Below are 16,557 nucleotides of genomic sequence, written 5' to 3'. Positions count from 1 at the left end.
CGGACCCCAAATGACGCCTCAGGCGTCGGGCTTCATGCTGCCGTGGCGGGCGAGCGCGGTGTGCCACGACAGCGCCGCCTCCAGCACATGGGGCGTGTGGCCGCCCCGGGCGCAGGCGCGGGCGAAATAGTCCGCCAGCCGGTCGCGGTAGAGCGGGTGGACGCAGTTGTCGATGATCAGCCGGGCCCGCTCGCGCGGGGCAAGACCCCGCAGGTCGGCCAGCCCCTGCTCGGTGACCACGATGTCGACATCGTGCTCGCAGTGGTCGACGTGGCTGACCATCGGCACCACGCTGGAAATGGCGCCCTCCCTGGCGATCGACTTGGTGACGAACACCGACAGATAGGCGTTGCGGGCAAAGTCCCCCGAGCCGCCGATGCCGTTCATCATCATGGTGCCGCCGACATGGGTCGAGTTGATGTTGCCGTAGAGATCGAACTCCAGCGCCGTGTTGATGCAGATGAGCCCCAGCCGGCGGATGATCTCCGGGTGGTTGCTGATCTCCTGCGGCCGCAGCACCAGGCGGGACTTGTACTGCTCGATGCGCTCGATCACCTCGGCGTAACGGGCCGCCGACAGGGTGATGGACGAGCCGGAGGCAAACACCATCTTGCCGGCGTCGATGAGGTCGAAGGTACTGTCCTGCAACACCTCCGAATACATGGTCAGCTGCTCGAACGGCGAGTCGATTAGTCCGTGCAGCACCGCGTTGGCGATGGTGCCGATGCCGGCCTGCAACGGCTGCAAGGCATTGCCCAGCCGGCCGCGCGCCACCTCGTGGCCGAGGAACTCCACCAGATGACCGGCGATGGCGCGGGTATCGGCATCGGGGGCGGCGATGTTGGCGGCACTGTCCAGTTTGCGGGTGATGACCACGGCGGCGATCTTGGCCGGATCGATGGGGATGGCGGTGGCGCCGATGCGGTCATCGACATGGACCAGCGGGATCGGCTGGCGGGTCGGCCGGCGGCTGGGAATGTAGATGTCGTGCAGCCCCTCCAGCGCCAGCGGCTGCGACAGGTTGATCTCGACGATCACCTTGTCGGCGAGGATGGCGAAGCTCGCCGAGTTGCCGACCGAGGTGGTCGGCACGATGCCGCCGTCCTCGGTGATCGCCACCGCCTCGATCACCGCCACGTCCACCGGCCCCAGCTGGCCGGTGCGCAGCATCTCCACCGTCTCCGACAGATGCTGGTCGACGAACATCACCGAGCCATCATTGATCGCCCGGCGCAGCGCCGGGTCCGACTGGAAGGGGATGCGCCGGGCCAGCACGCCGGCCTCCACCAGCGTCTTGTCGAGATCATTGCCCAGCGAGGCGCCGGTGATGAGGGTGATCTTCAGCGGCTCGGCACGCGCCCGCGCCGCCAGCGCCAGCGGCACCGCCTTGGCCTCCCCGGCGCGGGTAAAGCCGCTCATGCCGACGGTCATGCCATCGCGGATGTGGCCGGCGGCCACCTCCGGGCTGGCGATCCGGGCGCGCGTCGGCGCATGACGGATGCGGGCGGCCAGTTCCGCCTCCGACAGGGCGATTCCCGGCATCTGGATTTCGGACATGGCGCTCCCCAAAGCACACGGCAGACATGATCGCGCCCGATTTACTGCGCGGGCCGCGAGCGCGACATGCGGCTTTTGTATAATCGCAAACGATTTGTGAAACGAACCAATTGGCGTGTCGCGGCGCGATCCGGGCGCACAAACGCCATGCGTCCGCCGCATTTTCTGCTAATGAGACATCATGAGCCGGATGCCATCGACCCAGCGGATCGTCAGCGTCGACCTCGACGAGCGCACCATCCTGTGGCGCAACGCCGATGTCGAGCAGGAACGGCGCGTGGCGATCTTCGACCTGCTGGAGGGCAATCATTTCGCCCCGCGCACCGCGTATCCCGGCGGCTATGCCGGCCCCTACAAGCTGGTGATGCGGGTGGAGGACGGCCGGCTGGCGCTCGACATCGCCACCGAGCACGGCGAGCCGCTGGAGACGGTGGTGGTGCCGATGAGCCCGTTTCGCCGCATCATCCGCGAATATTTCGCCATCTGCGACAGCTACTACCAGGCGATCCGCAACGCCTCGCCGAGCCAGATCGAGGCCATCGACATGGGCCGGCGCGGCATCCACAACGACGCCGCCGAGATGCTGCAGGAACGCATGGCCGACAAGATCGAGGTGGACTTCGACACCGCGCGCCGGCTGTTCACCCTCATCTGCGTGCTGCATATCCGGGGGTAGGGCGCCGCCACAGCCCCCGAGTTGTCGGCGCGGCATCGACAGGCTAGAGGCAGCAGGACAAACACCTCAAAGACAGGCAGGACATGGCCGTACTTTCCGACAAGGCAATCCGCAAGCTGGCGCTGGAACAGGGCATGATCGAGCCGTTCATCGACGGCCAGAAGCGCGAGGGCATCTCCTACGGCCTGTCGTCCTACGGCTACGACGCCCGGGTGGCCGACGAGTTCAAGATCTTCACCAACGTCGACAACGCGGTGGTCGACCCCAAGGACTTCTCGCCGGCCTCGTTCGTCGACCGCCAGCAGGCGGTGTGTATCATCCCGCCCAACTCGTTCGTGCTCGCCCGCACCGTCGAGTATTTCCGCATTCCCCGCGATGTGCTGGTGATCTGTCTCGGCAAGTCGACCTATGCCCGCTGCGGCATCATCGTCAACGTGACGCCGCTGGAGCCGGGCTGGGAGGGTCATGTGACGCTGGAGTTCTCCAACACCACGCCACTGCCGGCCAAGGTCTACGCCAACGAGGGCGCCTGCCAGTTCCTGTTCCTGCAAGGTAACGAGCCCTGCGAGGTCAGCTATGCCGACCGCGCCGGCAAGTATCAGGGCCAGCGCGGCGTCACCCTGCCGCGACTCTAGGCTGCGCCGCCCTCAGGCGGTCTCGGCCGAGCGGTACCAGGCCAGCTGCTCGGTGGTGGCGATCAGCGTGCCGTCGCGGCTCCACAGCGTCGCCTGATGGTCGAAGAAGCCCTGATGCGCCCGCCGGCCGGTGGCGCTGAGCAGCAGCCAGTCGCCAGCGACGGCGTGAATTTCCTCCGGCGTCGCGTGGAAATAGGCGTTCAGCGTCACCGTGGCGATGGGCGACGGCGTCTGCTGGTGGAAGAACACCCGCGGCAGCACGGTGTCGCAGATCGACAGCAGCAGCGGATGGTCGAGCGGCCGCGCCTCGACATCGCGCACCCAGGTCAGGGAACGGGTGTCGCCGGTGCCCTTGAACGGCCGGCCGGCCGCCCAGCGGATGTCGTAGCGTTCGAACCAGGGGAAGCCGGAGCCGCCGCGCACCGGCGCCAGCTCTTCCGGCAGACGACAGGACGGCCGCTCGCCCTGGGTGAAGCCCGCCGTCTCCCGCCGCTCGGCCATGGTGACGAGAATCTGGCCGCACACCTGCTCGCCGGCCCCCTCGCCACCGCCCTCGGCAGCACCCTGGCACAGCTCGGCGGCCCAGAAGTCCGTCGACCGGTTGCGCCGCACCAGGCGGGTGCGGATGCGAAACGGGCCGTCGGCGATGGCGCCGCAGAAGCTCACCGTCGCCGAGATTGGCGCGCCGCGCGCCCGCGGGTCGTTCAGCACCGCTTTGAGCAGCAGTGCCGCCGACCAGCCGCCATAGGGGCCGAGCATGTTCCAGTAGCTTTTGTCGGTATGGCCGACCCAGCCGTCCGCCCCGTCGGGGGTCAGCGCCGTCGCCCGGTCGAAGGCGCCCACGCCGGCGCCTGCGTTCCTGTCGCTCATGCCTGGTGCTCCCGGTTCAGTCGGCCAGCCTGACCAGCATCTTGCCGGTATTGCCGCCGGAGAACAGCTTGAGGAAGGCCGCCACCGCGTTATCGATGCCGTGTTCGACCGTCTGCTCCCACCTGATGCGGCCCTCGGCCACCCACTGGCCGGCCTCGGCGAGGAACTGCGGCTGCAGATCGGCGAACTGTGTGACGATGAACCCCTGGATCTTCAGGCTCTTGCCGACGATCTGCATGAGGTTGCGCGGCCCCGGCGGGGCCTCGGCCGCGTTGTACTCGGCGATCATGCCGCACTCGACGAAGCGGGCGAACGGCCGGGCGCACTCGATGGCGACCTCGAAATGCTCGCCGCCGACATTGTCGAAATAGACGTCGATACCCTTGGGCGCCGCCGCCTTCACCGCCGCCAGCAGGCTGGGCGCTGTCTTGTAGTTGATGGCATGGTCAACACCCACCGAGCGCAGCCAGTCGCACTTGGCGTCGGAGCCGGCCGAGGCAACCACCGTGCAGCCCTTGATCTTGGCGATCTGGCAGACCATCGAGCCCACCGCGCCGGCGGCGCCGGAGACGAACACCGTATCGCCGGGCTTGGGGTCGCCGATCTTGAGCAGGCCGGCATAGGCGGTCAGCCCCGGCATGCCGAGCGCGCCGAGGAACGCCTCCTCCGGCACGCCGGGCAGGCGCGGCAGCTTCTGGAAGGCCGAGGCCGGACCCTGCGACCACTCCCGCCAGCCCAGCAGGGACAGCACCAGGTCGCCCACCGCCAGCGACGGATCGGCCGACGCCACCACCTCGCCGACGGCGCCGCCCAGCATCACCTCGTCCAGCGCGAACGGCGGCACGTAGCTCGGCCGGTCGTACATGCGGCCGCGCATATAGGGGTCGACCGACATCCAGTGATTGCGCACCAGCACCTCGCCGGCGGCGGGCGGTCCCAGCGTCACGGTCTGGATGGCGAAATCGGCCGGCTGCGGCAGGCCGACCGGGCGGCGTTTGAGATGCACTTCGCGCGATTGAACAGCAGTCATGGCAAAACTCCCCGGGATACGGAACAGATAGGGCGGACGCGGCCACAGAGAAGATTGAGCGCGCCTCAGGAGCCCGATACAAGGAGTCCGGCCCGTCAAAGTCAATGGGCAACGCCAACGGGGTAGCCACAGCAGGTAACCACTAGGGGAGAAGGCGCCATGAGCCTGTTCGATCTCACCGGCCGGGTGGCCGTCATCACCGGGTCCTCGCGCGGCATCGGCCGGGCCATCGCCGAGCGCATGGCCGAACAGGGCGCCCGCGTCGTCATCTCCTCGCGCAAGGCCGGCCCGTGCGAGGAGGTCGCCGAGGCGATCAACGCCGGCCATGGCGAGGCCCGCGCCATCGCCATTCCCGCCAACATCTCCGCCAAGGAAGACCTGCAGCGGCTGGTGGACGAGACCCTGGCCGCCTTCGGCCGCATCGACATCCTGGTCTGCAACGCCGCCACCAACCCCTACTATGGCCCGATGGGCGGCATCGAGGACGACCAGTTCCGCAAGATTCTGGAAAACAACGTCATCGCCAACCACTGGCTGATCCAGATGGCAGCACCCCAGATGATCGAACGGCGCGACGGCGCCATCATCATCGTCTCGTCCATCGGCGGCCTGAAGGGATCGTCGATCATCGGCGCCTACAATGTCTCCAAGGCCGCCGACTTCCAGCTCGCCCGCAACCTCGCGGTGGAGTTCGGCCGGCACAATATCCGCGTCAACTGCATCGCGCCGGGCCTCATCCAGACCGATTTCGCCCGCGCGCTGTGGGAGAACCCGGACACACTGAAGCACATCACCGCCACCACCCCGCTCCAGCGCATCGGCCAGCCGGACGAAATCGCCGGCGCGGCGGTGTTCCTGGCGTCGGCGGCCGGCACCTATGTCACCGGCCAGGCGATCGTCGTCGACGGCGGCACCACCATTGCCTGAGGGGGTGCGCGGCGCTTGTGGCGAACGGTGCGCCGCGATAAGAGCGGGTCATGGACAAGATCATCATTCGCGGCGGCAAGCCGCTCGCCGGTCGCCTGCCCATCTCGGGCGCCAAGAACGCCGCCCTGACGCTGATGCCGGCGGCGATTCTCACCGAGGAGCCGCTGACGCTGCGCAACCTGCCGCGGCTGGCCGACATCGACACCTTCAGCCACCTGCTGAACCAGCACGGCGTGTCGCTGACGCTGGAGGGCAGCCGGCCGGAGGAGTTCGGCCGGGTGATGACGCTGAAGGCCGGGCGGATCACCTCGACGGTCGCCCCCTATGACATCGTGCGCAAGATGCGCGCCTCGGTGCTGGTGCTGGGGCCGCTGCTGGCCCGCTGCGGCGAGGCGACGGTCAGCCTGCCCGGCGGCTGCGCCATCGGCACCCGGCCGATCGACCTGCACCTGAAAGGCCTGGAGCATCTGGGCGCCCGCATCGAGCTGACCGAAGGCTACGTCAAGGCGGCGGCGCCGGACGGGCTGAAGGGCGCCGTGGTGCGCTTTCCGTTCGTCTCGGTGGGCGCCACGGAAAACCTGCTGATGGCCGCGACGCTGGCGCACGGCGAGACGGTGCTGGAGAACGCCGCCCGCGAGCCGGAAATCGTCGACCTCGCGCTGTGTCTGCAGGCGATGGGCGCCGACATCGAGGGCATCGGCACCGAACGGCTGATCATCCAGGGCAAGACGCGGTTGCACGGCGCCACCTACGCGGTGATGCCGGACCGCATCGAGGCCGGTTCCTACGCCTGTGCTGCCGCCATCACCGGCGGCGAGCTGGAGCTGGTGGGCGCCCGCGTCGACACGCTGGGCTCGGTCATCGAGGCGTTCGACGAGGCCGGCGTCGCCATCACCACCACCCGCGACGGCATGAAGGTCGCCCGCAAGGGCGGCTCTCTCAAGGGCATCTCGGTCACCACCGCGCCCTATCCCGGTTTCCCCACCGACATGCAGGCCCAGTTCATGGCCATGCTGACGCTGGCCGACGGCGCCAGCGTGCTCACCGAGACCATTTTCGAGAACCGCTACATGCACGTGCCGGAACTGGCGCGCATGGGCGCCGATATCCAGGTGCGCGGTCGCTCGGCCTTCGTGCGCGGCGTCGAATATCTTACCGGCGCGCCGGTGATGGCGACCGACCTGCGCGCCTCGATGAGCCTGGTGATCGCTGGCCTTGCCGCCCGTGGCGAGACCACGGTCAGCCGCATCTACCACCTCGATCGCGGCTACGAACGGCTGGAGGAGAAGCTCCAGGCGGTCGGCGCCGACATCGAACGCGCGGGCGGCGAATAACCATGGCGCCGGCGCTGCGACTGCTGGCCCAGTCCGTCGACGACGTGGCGGTGATCTCGGCGCTGGTGCAGGACGCGGCGGTACTGCCCGCCGAGGTCGCCTTCGACCCGCGCGCCCGCCGGCTGGTGCTGCTGATGAACCGCTACCGCTGGGAGGAAAAGCGCCCGGCGCCGACGCGGGTGCGGGCGGCGCTGCGCATCGAGGGCGTGCTGAAGGCGCAGCGGCGCGACTGGCCGGCCGAGGCGGCGGCGACCGCCGCCATCCCGCATGTGCTCGACCTGCTGGCGGTGACGGTTGAACCGGGCGCGGACGAGGCGGCGGCACTGGCGCTGACCTTCGCCGGCGGCCCGGCGATCCGGCTGGAGGTCGAATGCCTCGACCTGGTGCTGGAAGACCTCACCGACCCGTGGATCGCCCGCGTCACCCCGGCCCACGACTGAGCACGCGGCGCCGGCGGGCGGTGCGATGGCGTCGCCAGATGAAGGCTCAGGCTTCCAGTTCGGTATCCCAGTAGAGGTAGTCGCGCCAGGTCTCGTGCAGGAAGTGGGGCGGGAAGGCGCGCCCCTGTTCCTGCAACTCGAAGGTTGTCGGCTGGTGCGGCTGCTGGCGCAGCTTCATGTGCGCCTCCAGCGGGGTGCGGCCACCCTTGCGCAGGTTGCACGGCGCGCAGGCCGTGGTGACATTCTCCCACGTGGTGCGGCCGCCCTGGGCGCGCGGCACCACATGGTCGAAGGTGAGGTCGTCGCGGGCGCCACAGTAGGAGCAGCTGAAACGGTCGCGCAGGAACAGGTTGAAGCGGGTGAAGGCAGGGTAGCGCGCCGGCTTGATGTACTGCTTCAGCCGGATCACCGACGGCAGCTTCATGGCGAAGCTGGGGGAATGAATCTCGCGCTCATATTCGGCGACGATGTTCACCCGGTCGAGAAATACCGCCTTGATGGTGGTCTGCCAATCCCACAGGCTGAGCGGGTAATAGGACAGCGGCGTGCAGTCGGCGTTGAGGACCAGCGCCGGGCACTGTTCCAGCCTGGGCAGGACATTGGGATGATACATGCCGCGTTCGCCTCCGCTTCTGGGCAGCGACCGCAAGGATGGCACGGACTTGTCGCACTCAAGCCGGCCAGCGACGGCCGCTCGACTCGAAACTCACTACGCCTGCAACTACTACACTTCGTGTGTCGTCCTCATGACACCACGGCATCTCGTGGGCCGTCAAGGGTCAACACGGTCCCGGCATCGCCGGGCGGCATCAGTAGGGGGGCGGCTCGGCCCGGCAGGCCAGCGGCGCCGCCCGGCCGACGGTCCAGGTCGCCTCCTGGCCCTTGCCGCGCAGTTCATGGCGTGGCGTTGCGTACCAGAAGCCCGAGGCGGCGCGCTGCTGCGGCAGCGTCAGCCGGGTGCCGTCCGGCAACGTCACCTCGGCGTGTTCGTCCTTGAAGGCGACGACGAGGCGCAGGGCGCTCTGCGCGTCCGCGCCACCATCGGGACCGCAGACGAAGGTCACCGGCGGAATGAACGGGTGGGCCGTCGCCGTCGCCGTCGGCGTCGCGTCCGGTTCGCAGGCGGTGAGCAGGGCGGTCGCCAGCATCAGGGCAATCGGAATAGTCCGGTGTGCAGCCATGCGTCCCTCCTGACGCGGCAGGTTGGCCGCGCGGCGTGCATCTTATACCATGCAATCCATGCCGCCCACCCCACCGCCCGTCCTGCCCCCGGTGTCCACGCATCGTCCGGTCGTCACCCGGTTCGCGCCGTCGCCCACCGGCTGGCTGCACAAGGGCCATGCCTGGTCGGCCTGGCTTAACGCCACCTATGCCGCCAGCCGCGGCGGCCGCTTCCTGCTGCGCATCGAGGACATCGACCCCACCCGTCGCAAGCCCGAGCATGTGGCGGGCATTGTCGAGGATCTGGCCTGGCTCGGTCTGCGCTGGGAGACGCCGGTGCGCCGTCAAGGCGAGCATATGGACGACTACGCCCGGGCGCTCGACCGGCTGCGCACGGACGGCCTGCTTTATCCCTGCTTCTGCACCCGCGCCGAGATCGCCGCCGAGATCGCCCGTGCCGGCGCCGCACCGCACGGGCCGGAGGGCCCGCTCTACCCCGGCACCTGCCGGCGTCTCGACGCGGCCGAACGGCAGGCGCGCGTCGAGGCCGGCCAGCCCTTCGCCTGGCGGCTCGATGTGGCGGCGGCGGTTGCCCGTACCGGGGAACTCCACTGGCACGACGCGCGCGCCGGCAACATTCGCGCCGATCCGGCGGCCCTGGGCGATGTGGTACTGGCACGCAAGGAGACACCGGCGAGCTACCATCTGTGCGTGACGGTCGATGACGCGCTGCAAGGCGTCACCGACGTCATCCGGGGCGAGGATCTGTTCCACGCCACCCACATCCACCGCCTGCTGCAGGCGGTGCTGGGGCTGCCGACGCCGGCCTACCATCATCACGGGATGCTCACCGATGCCGGCGGCCAGCGCCTGGCGAAGCGCCATGGTGCCGAAGCACTGCGCGAGCTGCGCGCGCGTGGCGTGACGCCGGCCGAGGTGATCGCGGGCTTCGATACGGCGACTATGCATCCGACAATTGATTAATATTTGGTTAAATCATCCTATACGGACGGATAAAATTAACGGTTTATTGAGCCGTTGCCGCTAGGCCGATCTGCGTAACTTCGCAGGGGTTAGGGGATTTTTTCAATGAGCCAGATGATCATGCCGCTGGTGCGGCAGAAGATGCCAACATTCGGTCTGACCGAGGATGATGTCACTGTTCTGAGCGGTTTTCGCGATTACTTCGCCCGTATCCTGCCACCGGTGCTCGACCGACTGCACGGGGAGCTGGGGGGCTGGACCGAACTGGCGGCCCTGAAGCACCCGCAGGTGCATGCCGTGCGCCTGGCACACTGGACCCGTACCGCGACCGGTGACTGGGGCGACGGCTTTGTCGAATCAGCCCAGCGGCTGGGGCAGACCTTTTATGCCGAGGGCATTCCGGGCTATGCGGTCGCCGTCTGTCATTACACGGTGTCGCGTGCCTTGATGGAGATGCTGCGGGCGGATGTGGCGGCATCGTCGCCGCTGCTGCCCCCGATGGTCCTGTCGGCCGACGGGCCGGCACTGCTTGAGCGTCTCACCCGTGTCGCCGAGGGCGCGGCGTGGTTCGATCTGGAGCTGCTGCTGGAGACCTATGCCGAGGCGGAGCGCGCCGCCCGGAAGGCGACGCTCGACGAGGTGGCCAACCGCTTCGAGGCGGAGATCAAGGGTGTCGTCGATGGCGTCGCCGCCGCCGCCCAGCAGCTCGCCACCATGTCGGACGTGATGTCAGCCACTGCCGGGCGCACCAACGACCTGTCGGAAACGGTGGCGGAGGCCGCCGAGGAAGCCACCGGCAATGTGTCGCTGGTCGCCGCCGCGACCGAGGAAATGGGCATGTCGATCCGCGAGATCGGCAGCCAGGTCGGCAACACCGTGGGTCTGGTCAGTGACGCCGTGACCAAGGCCGAGGACACCAACGCCCAGGTCGGTCTGCTGTCGAAGGACGCCGAGGGCATCGGTGCCGTGGTGGACCTGATCTCCAAGATCGCCGCCCAGACCAACCTGCTGGCGCTCAACGCGACCATCGAGGCGGCACGCGCCGGCGAGGCCGGGCGTGGCTTCGCTGTCGTTGCCTCGGAAGTGAAGAACCTCGCCAAGCAGACCGCCCAGGCGACGGGCGAGATCGCCGCCCAGGTCAAATCGATCCAGGACCGTACCGGCGACACCGTGTCCCTGATCACGGGCATCCGCGACGCGGTGCGCACCATCAATGACGTCAGCCTTGCCATCAACGCCGCCGTCGAGCAGCAGGCATCCGCCGTCAGCGAGATCGCCAGCAACACCGCGCACGCCGCCACCGGCACTGAACATGTCACCCGTAATATCGTCGAGGTGAAGGTCGCCGCCGAGGAAACCGGCACCGCCGCGCGTCAGGTGGCGCAGGCCTCGGGCGATCTGGGTCGCCAGGCGGAAAGCCTGCATCAGGCGGTGGGGCGGTTTATCGCCGACATCCGCGCCGCCTGATCGTCTTGTCCCTGAAGACCTTGTGACCACCACCTGGCGGGCGGCGCGGCAAGCGCCGCCCGTTTTGTTGCCGGCCTCGGGTGGCGCCGGCTTGACGCCGATGGGGTTCAGCGGAAGGAGAGAGACGCATCGCAAGGACAACCACCATGACCATCTCCCAGACCGACACCGCCGCCACCGTCGTCTACGCCCTGGAGCCTGATCTCGCCGCGGCGGACTTCCGCGACATCCTGGTGCGCTCGACGCTGGCGGAACGCCGGCCGGTCGATGACCTCGACCGGCTGGCCACCATGGTGGCCCGGGCCGACATCATCGTCACCGCGCGCGCCGCGGGCCGGCTGGTCGGCGTGTCGCGCGCCATCACCGACTACGCCTTCTGCTGCTATCTGTCCGATCTGGCGGTGGACGTCGCCTGCCAGCGCCAGGGCATTGGCCGGCGGCTGATCGAGGAGACCCGGGTGGCCGCTGGTCCGCGGGCCAAGCTCTATCTCTCGGCGGCGCCGGCGGCGCGGGACTATTACCCGCGCATCGGCATGGACCACGAGCCGGACTGCTGGTCGTTTCCACGCCGGATGTAACCGCTGTCCCCCCGGGGGGAGCGATCGCGACGCCTTGGCCCTTTCCCCCGGCCGGCTTTCGCACTACATCGGGGGGCATGAACACGTTCATGATCGGCATCATCATTCTGGGCGCGCTGGCGACGGTCGGCGCGCTCGGGCGCGGGCTCTACCTGCTGGCCTCCGGCAAGGACGTGAGCGGCCGCAAGCAGAACCAGATGATGTGGTACCGCATCCTGTTCCAGGGGCTGACCATCCTCGCGGCCGTCGTCCTGCTGCTGCTCGCCGGCCGCGGCTGAGGGAACGCACCGGGTCATGGTCAAGCTCAACCGTATCTACACGCGCGGCGGCGACAAGGGCGAAACCAGCCTGGTCGATGGTTCGCGGCTGCCCAAGCATGCGCTGCGCATCGCCGCTTACGGCACCGTGGACGAGGCGAGTTCGGTGATCGGCATCGCCCGGCTGCACACCGTCGGCGAGGCGGATGCCATGCTGGCGCGTATCCAGAACGACCTGTTCGATCTTGGGGCCGATCTGGCGACTCCCGGCACCGCGCTTGAGGGCGCGCTGCGCGTCCTGCCGGCGCAGGTCGAGCGGCTGGAGCGCGAGATCGACGTCATGAACGCCGAACTGGCACCGCTTGATTCCTTTATCCTGCCCGGCGGCTCGCCGGCCTCGGCGCACCTGCACCTCGCTCGTACCGTGGTGCGCCGGGCCGAGCGGCTGGCCACCGAGACCGCCGCCCAGGATCCAATCAATCCGGTGGTGGTGCACTATCTCAACCGCCTGTCAGATCACCTGTTCGTGATGGCGCGGTACCTTAATGACAAGGGGCGGGCGGACGTGCTGTGGGTGCCGGGCGCCAATCGCTGATGCCCGTTCAGTGTGATATTTGCCCGTCCGGGCCGTCGTCGGTTGCGACGGGTCGGCTTGTTCAACGCGATCAACGACGCACCGCGGGGGTGCTGCGACAAAGCTGCACAATTTAACAAGTCGATTGTGAGGTCGACGGCGTTGACTCGGGCGCGCGAGTTGACGCAAACGTCAACCGCGCATTGGGAGGGTCTCAAGTCCTCTCCCTCCGATCCGAGAGAGGAGCGAAGGCATGAAAGTACTGGTGCCCGTCAAGCGGGTGGTTGATTACAACGTGAAGGTCCGGGTGAAATCGGACCAGACCGGCGTTGAGCTTGCCAACGTCAAGATGAGCATGAATCCGTTCGACGAAATCGCCGTCGAGGAAGCTATCCGCCTGAAGGAGAAAGGCGTGGCGACCGAGATCGTGGTGGTATCGATCGGCGTGCAGCAGTCCACCGAGACGCTGCGCACCGCGCTCGCCATGGGCGCCGATCGCGGCATCCTGGTCAAGACCGACGAGGTCGTCGAGCCGCTGGCGGTGGCGAAGATCCTCGCCAAGGTCGCCGCCGAGGAACAGCCGGGCCTGGTCATTCTCGGCAAGCAGGCGATCGACGACGATTCCAACCAGACCGGCCAGATGCTGGCCGCGCTGACCGGCTGGGCCCAGGGCACCTTCGCCTCCAAGGTCGAGGTGGCCGGTGACGTCGCCAACGTCACCCGCGAGGTCGACGGCGGTCTGGAGACGCTGGCGCTGAAGCTGCCGGCGGTGGTGACCACCGACCTGCGCCTCAACGAGCCGCGCTATGCCTCGCTGCCGAACATCATGAAGGCCAAGTCGAAGCCGATCGCCGAGAAGAGCCCGGCGGACTACGGCGTCGACGTGACGCCGCGCCTCAAGACCCTGAAGGTGTCCGAGCCGCCGAAGCGGCAGGCCGGCATCAAGGTCAAGACCGTCGAGGAACTGGTGGCTAAACTCAAGGAAGTGGGAGCAATCGCATGAGCGTGCTGGTTCTCGCCGATCATGACAACGCGTCGCTGAAGGACGCGACCCTCGCCGTGGTGACGGCGGCCGGCAAGCTGGGCGGCGACGTCCACGTGCTGGTGGCCGGTGCCGGCTGCCAGGCCGCTGCCGAGGCCGCCGCCAAGGTGGCCGGCGTCGCCAAGGTGCTGGTGGCCGATGACGCCGCCTATGCCAACGGCCTGGCGGAAAACCTGGCCCCGCTGGTGGCGCAGCTCGCCGCCGGCTACGACGCCGTGCTCGCGGCCGCCTCGACCGGCGGCAAGAACGTGCTGCCGCGCGTTGCGGCCCTGCTCGACGTCGCCCAGGTGTCGGACATCACCGCCGTGGTGTCGCCCGATACCTTCGAGCGGCCGATCTATGGCGGTCAGGCGTTCGCCACCGTCCAGTCGACCGACGCCAGGAAGGTCATCACCGTGCGCACCACCGCTTTCCCGAAGGCGGAAGCGGCCGGTGGCTCGGCGGCGGTCGAGGCCGTGTCGGGCCCGGCGGCCACGGGTGTCGCCACCTTCGTCGGCTCGGAGATCTCCAAGTCCGACCGTCCGGAACTGACCTCGGCCAAGATCATCGTCTCCGGTGGCCGGGCGCTGGCCTCGGCGGAGAACTTCAAGACCGTGATCGAGCCGCTGGCGGACAAGCTGGGCGCCGCCGTGGGCGCCAGCCGCGCCGCGGTGGACGCCGGCTACATGCCCAACGACTATCAGGTCGGCCAGACCGGCAAGATCGTGGCGCCGGAGCTGTACATCGCGTGCGGCATCTCGGGCGCGATCCAGCACCTCGCCGGCATGAAGGACTCCAAGGTCATCGTCGCCATCAACAAGGACGAGGAAGCGCCGATCTTCCAGGTCGCCGACTTCGGGCTGGTCGCCGACCTGTTCCAGGCGGTGCCGGAGTTCACCGCGAAGCTCTGACACGCTGACCGCGTGCCAGGCATTGAACGGCCGGGGCGGCGACGCTCCGGCCGTTTGTCGTCGGCCGGGACGCCGGCTGGATCGCGATGGGCGGCGCGATATGCCGGATCGTGCGCATTCAGGCTGGTCAGGGCTTGGGCGAGCGACGATAAGGCCTATGTTAGTGGAGTAACTGACTCCGAATTGACAGCGCCCCGGGCGCCGGTCGGGCCCGGCCCGATCAGGACGCAGGGCCGGAAAGGGTGAAGGCATGAGCGTGCACGGCTGCGGTGGCGACGATGATCTGGACGAGGGCGGGCCCGGTCACGAGCTGGCGCCGATTCCCCTGCCACGCGTCGAGGATGCCGTGCGCGAGATGATCCGCTGGGCGGGCGACGATCCGGAGCGCGAGGGACTGCGCGACACGCCGGGCCGGGTGGCGCGGGCGTTTCGCGAATACTTCCGGGGCTACGCCGAGGATCCCGGCGCGCATCTGGCGCGTACTTTCGAGGAAGTGGGCGGCTACGACGAGATCGTGCTGCTCAAGGACATCCCCTTCCAGTCCCACTGCGAGCACCATATGGCGCCGATCATCGGCAAGGCGCACATCGCCTATCTGCCGCGCCACCGGGTGGTCGGCATCTCCAAGCTGGCCCGGGTGCTGCATGGCTATGCCCGCCGTCTGCAGGTGCAGGAGCGACTGACGGCCGAAGTGGCCGAGTGCATCAACACACACCTGCAGCCATTGGGCGTGGCGGTGGTGATCGAGGCGACCCATGCCTGCATGACCGCGCGCGGGGTCCACACGCCGGGCGTGGTGATGACCACCAGCCGCATGATGGGCGTGTTCCGCGACGACGAGAAATCGCGCAAGGAAATCCTGTCGCTGATGGGCTTCTGAGCCCCGTCTCGCTGTCGGGCGTCCGAGCTCCGTCGGCGCGTCAGGCCGGGTGTTCCTCAAGCCCGCCCGCCAGCAGGGTGAGCGCGGCCTCGATTCGCGGCGCGGCCGCCCGCAGGGCGGCGTCGCCCAGCGCGATCAACTCCTCGGCGCGCTGGAAGTCCATCAGGCCGACATGCTGGCAGGCCACGCTCACCTGCACGTCGGGCGGGTCACCGGCCAGCCTGGCCCGGTTCAGCCGGTGCTGCATGATGTGAAAGGCGGTGGCGATGCTGCCGAACAGGTTGGGCTGTCCGTGGCGTCCGGCCCGCCCCCAGTGGCCCGGCAGCAGCTCGCCGGACAGCGAGATGGCGACCACGAGATCGGCGCCAAGGGCGCGCGCCAGCGTCACCGGCACCGGGTTGACGATGGCGCCATCGGCCAGCGGCCGGCCTTCGATCTCCACCGGCGCGAACAAGCCGGGAATCGCGAACGAGGCCCGCACGGCTTCCGCCATATCGCCGTGGCGCAACCAGACTTCCTGACCGCTGCCGAGATCGGCCGCCACCACGCCGAACGGCACCGGCAGATCCTCGATACGGTGACTGCCGAGCTGCTGGTGCATCAGGCGGCCGAACTGGGTGGACGAGAACAGCCCGTCGAGCGCGCGCAGCCGCATATGGCGCCAGAAGGTCAGGGCCTTCAGCGACCGGCTCCACGCCTCCAGGGCATCAAGCCGGTCGCAGGCGAACGCCGCGCCGGCGACCGCGCCGATCGAGGTGCCGGCGACGATGTCGGGCGCCAGGCCGAGGTCGGCCATGGCCTTGAGCACCCCGATATGCGCCCAGCCCCGCGCCATGCCGCCACCGAGCGCGACCCCGATGCGCGGCCGGCGGGGCAGACCGTGGGCGCGCCGGCCTCGGGCCCTGGTGCCCTGGGGTTTGGAATTCTGGGTTTTTGATCGCCGTATCCACATGAGTCGTGAGCATAGGCCGGCAAGGGGGCGTCGTCACCAGGGCGCGCTGCTGCCTGCGGGCCTGCCTGCTTGGCGAGAACGCGCGCCAAAGTAGTCGCCCGGCGCCGCGCGTTCCGGCGGCGTGCATCCAATAGATTGATATTGTTGGTGTAATTTCGATATCCACAGAAAAGCAATTTTTCTTTCAAGATTTGTTTTGACAGTTTGGTTTGGGGTTGGGTATATCGCCGCCTGTCGCTGACGCCGAGGGTGACTTCGGCGGGGAGGCGACTTCGCTCTTTCTCATTGTAGGTTTTTGAAGGG

At 68.3% G+C, this 16,557-nt stretch carries 19 protein-coding genes; 13 read left to right on the top strand and 6 right to left on the bottom strand.

All coding sequences use genetic code 11. The annotated features are described in order from the left end of the window. Positions 1-18 precede the first annotated feature (18 nt). Positions 19-1,557, bottom strand: coding sequence for an acetyl-CoA hydrolase/transferase family protein (locus tag ABU113_RS15410; protein WP_454560392.1), 1,539 nt, complete (start codon positions 1,555-1,557; stop codon positions 19-21). Between the two features lie 181 nt (positions 1,558-1,738). On the opposite strand from ABU113_RS15410, the gene ABU113_RS15405 reads away from it, so the two are divergent. Next, positions 1,739-2,233: a UPF0262 family protein gene (locus ABU113_RS15405; protein ID WP_454560391.1), complete on the top strand. Its 495-nt coding sequence runs from the start codon at positions 1,739-1,741 to the stop codon at positions 2,231-2,233. A gap of 83 nt (positions 2,234-2,316) precedes the next feature. Next, entirely contained in the window at positions 2,317-2,868 is a 552-nt protein-coding gene (gene dcd, locus ABU113_RS15400; protein WP_454560390.1) for a dCTP deaminase, read from the top strand. Between the two features lie 12 nt (positions 2,869-2,880). Here dcd and ABU113_RS15395 read toward each other — a convergent pair whose 3' ends face one another. Next, positions 2,881-3,738, bottom strand: coding sequence for an acyl-CoA thioesterase (locus ABU113_RS15395; protein ID WP_454560389.1), 858 nt, complete (start codon positions 3,736-3,738; stop codon positions 2,881-2,883). A gap of 16 nt (positions 3,739-3,754) precedes the next feature. After that, a complete protein-coding gene (locus ABU113_RS15390; RefSeq protein ID WP_454560388.1) occupies positions 3,755-4,768 on the bottom strand; it encodes an NADP-dependent oxidoreductase in 1,014 nt (337 codons plus the stop codon). 159 nt (positions 4,769-4,927) lie between these two features. Here ABU113_RS15390 and ABU113_RS15385 point away from each other — a divergent pair, with 159 nt between their 5' ends. From ABU113_RS15385 to ABU113_RS15375, 3 genes are read left to right on the top strand one after another with little or no spacing between them, the layout of a single operon-like run. Next, a complete protein-coding gene (locus ABU113_RS15385) occupies positions 4,928-5,695 on the top strand; it encodes an SDR family NAD(P)-dependent oxidoreductase (RefSeq protein ID WP_454560387.1) in 768 nt (255 codons plus the stop codon). 50 nt (positions 5,696-5,745) lie between these two features. Then, positions 5,746-7,029: a UDP-N-acetylglucosamine 1-carboxyvinyltransferase gene (gene murA / locus ABU113_RS15380; RefSeq protein ID WP_454560386.1), complete on the top strand. Its 1,284-nt coding sequence runs from the start codon at positions 5,746-5,748 to the stop codon at positions 7,027-7,029. Positions 7,030-7,031: 2 nt separating this feature from the next. Next, complete coding sequence (locus ABU113_RS15375) at positions 7,032-7,469, top strand: DUF2948 family protein (protein WP_454560385.1); 438 nt, start codon at positions 7,032-7,034, stop codon at positions 7,467-7,469. A gap of 46 nt (positions 7,470-7,515) precedes the next feature. On the opposite strand, the gene ABU113_RS15370 is transcribed toward ABU113_RS15375, so the two are convergent. After that, entirely contained in the window at positions 7,516-8,082 is a 567-nt protein-coding gene (locus tag ABU113_RS15370) for an HNH endonuclease (protein WP_454560384.1), read from the bottom strand. Between the two features lie 196 nt (positions 8,083-8,278). Next, positions 8,279-8,650 (bottom strand): MliC family protein, encoded by a 372-nt coding sequence (locus tag ABU113_RS15365; RefSeq protein ID WP_454560383.1) that lies wholly within the window; start codon positions 8,648-8,650, stop codon positions 8,279-8,281. Between the two features lie 91 nt (positions 8,651-8,741). Here ABU113_RS15365 and gluQRS point away from each other — a divergent pair, with 91 nt between their 5' ends. The 8 genes from gluQRS to folE all read left to right on the top strand — a co-directional run bounded on the left by gluQRS (position 8,742) and on the right by folE (position 15,302). Then, positions 8,742-9,614, top strand: a complete 873-nt coding sequence (gene gluQRS, locus ABU113_RS15360) for a tRNA glutamyl-Q(34) synthetase GluQRS (RefSeq protein ID WP_454560382.1) — start codon at positions 8,742-8,744, stop codon at positions 9,612-9,614. Positions 9,615-9,719: 105 nt separating this feature from the next. Further along, entirely contained in the window at positions 9,720-11,081 is a 1,362-nt protein-coding gene (locus ABU113_RS15355) for a methyl-accepting chemotaxis protein (protein ID WP_454560381.1), read from the top strand. A 146-nt stretch (positions 11,082-11,227) separates the two neighbouring features. Further along, positions 11,228-11,659, top strand: a complete 432-nt coding sequence (locus ABU113_RS15350; RefSeq protein WP_454560380.1) for a GNAT family N-acetyltransferase — start codon at positions 11,228-11,230, stop codon at positions 11,657-11,659. 77 nt (positions 11,660-11,736) lie between these two features. Further along, positions 11,737-11,937 (top strand): HIG1 domain-containing protein, encoded by a 201-nt coding sequence (locus tag ABU113_RS15345; RefSeq protein ID WP_454560379.1) that lies wholly within the window; start codon positions 11,737-11,739, stop codon positions 11,935-11,937. Positions 11,938-11,953: 16 nt separating this feature from the next. Further along, positions 11,954-12,511: a cob(I)yrinic acid a,c-diamide adenosyltransferase gene (locus ABU113_RS15340; protein ID WP_454560378.1), complete on the top strand. Its 558-nt coding sequence runs from the start codon at positions 11,954-11,956 to the stop codon at positions 12,509-12,511. A gap of 232 nt (positions 12,512-12,743) precedes the next feature. After that, entirely contained in the window at positions 12,744-13,493 is a 750-nt protein-coding gene (locus ABU113_RS15335) for an electron transfer flavoprotein subunit beta/FixA family protein (protein WP_454560377.1), read from the top strand. Further along, on the top strand, positions 13,490-14,422 hold the full coding sequence (locus tag ABU113_RS15330) for an electron transfer flavoprotein subunit alpha/FixB family protein (protein ID WP_454560376.1): 933 nt from the start codon (positions 13,490-13,492) through the stop codon (positions 14,420-14,422). Before ABU113_RS15335 ends, ABU113_RS15330 begins: the two co-directional genes overlap by 4 nt. Positions 14,423-14,672: 250 nt before the next feature. After that, entirely contained in the window at positions 14,673-15,302 is a 630-nt protein-coding gene (gene folE, locus ABU113_RS15325; RefSeq protein WP_454560375.1) for a GTP cyclohydrolase I FolE, read from the top strand. A 40-nt stretch (positions 15,303-15,342) separates the two neighbouring features. Here folE and ABU113_RS15320 read toward each other — a convergent pair whose 3' ends face one another. Then, complete coding sequence (locus ABU113_RS15320; RefSeq protein WP_454560374.1) at positions 15,343-16,254, bottom strand: patatin-like phospholipase family protein; 912 nt, start codon at positions 16,252-16,254, stop codon at positions 15,343-15,345. Positions 16,255-16,557 lie beyond the last annotated feature (303 nt).

It is taken from the genome of Parapedomonas caeni (genome assembly GCF_041060555.1).
Classification (GTDB): Bacteria; Pseudomonadota; Alphaproteobacteria; order Sphingomonadales; family Sphingomonadaceae; genus CAUJIW01.
Note: the sequence above shows the minus strand (reverse complement) of the source record. Positions and strands in the feature narration are given on the sequence as shown.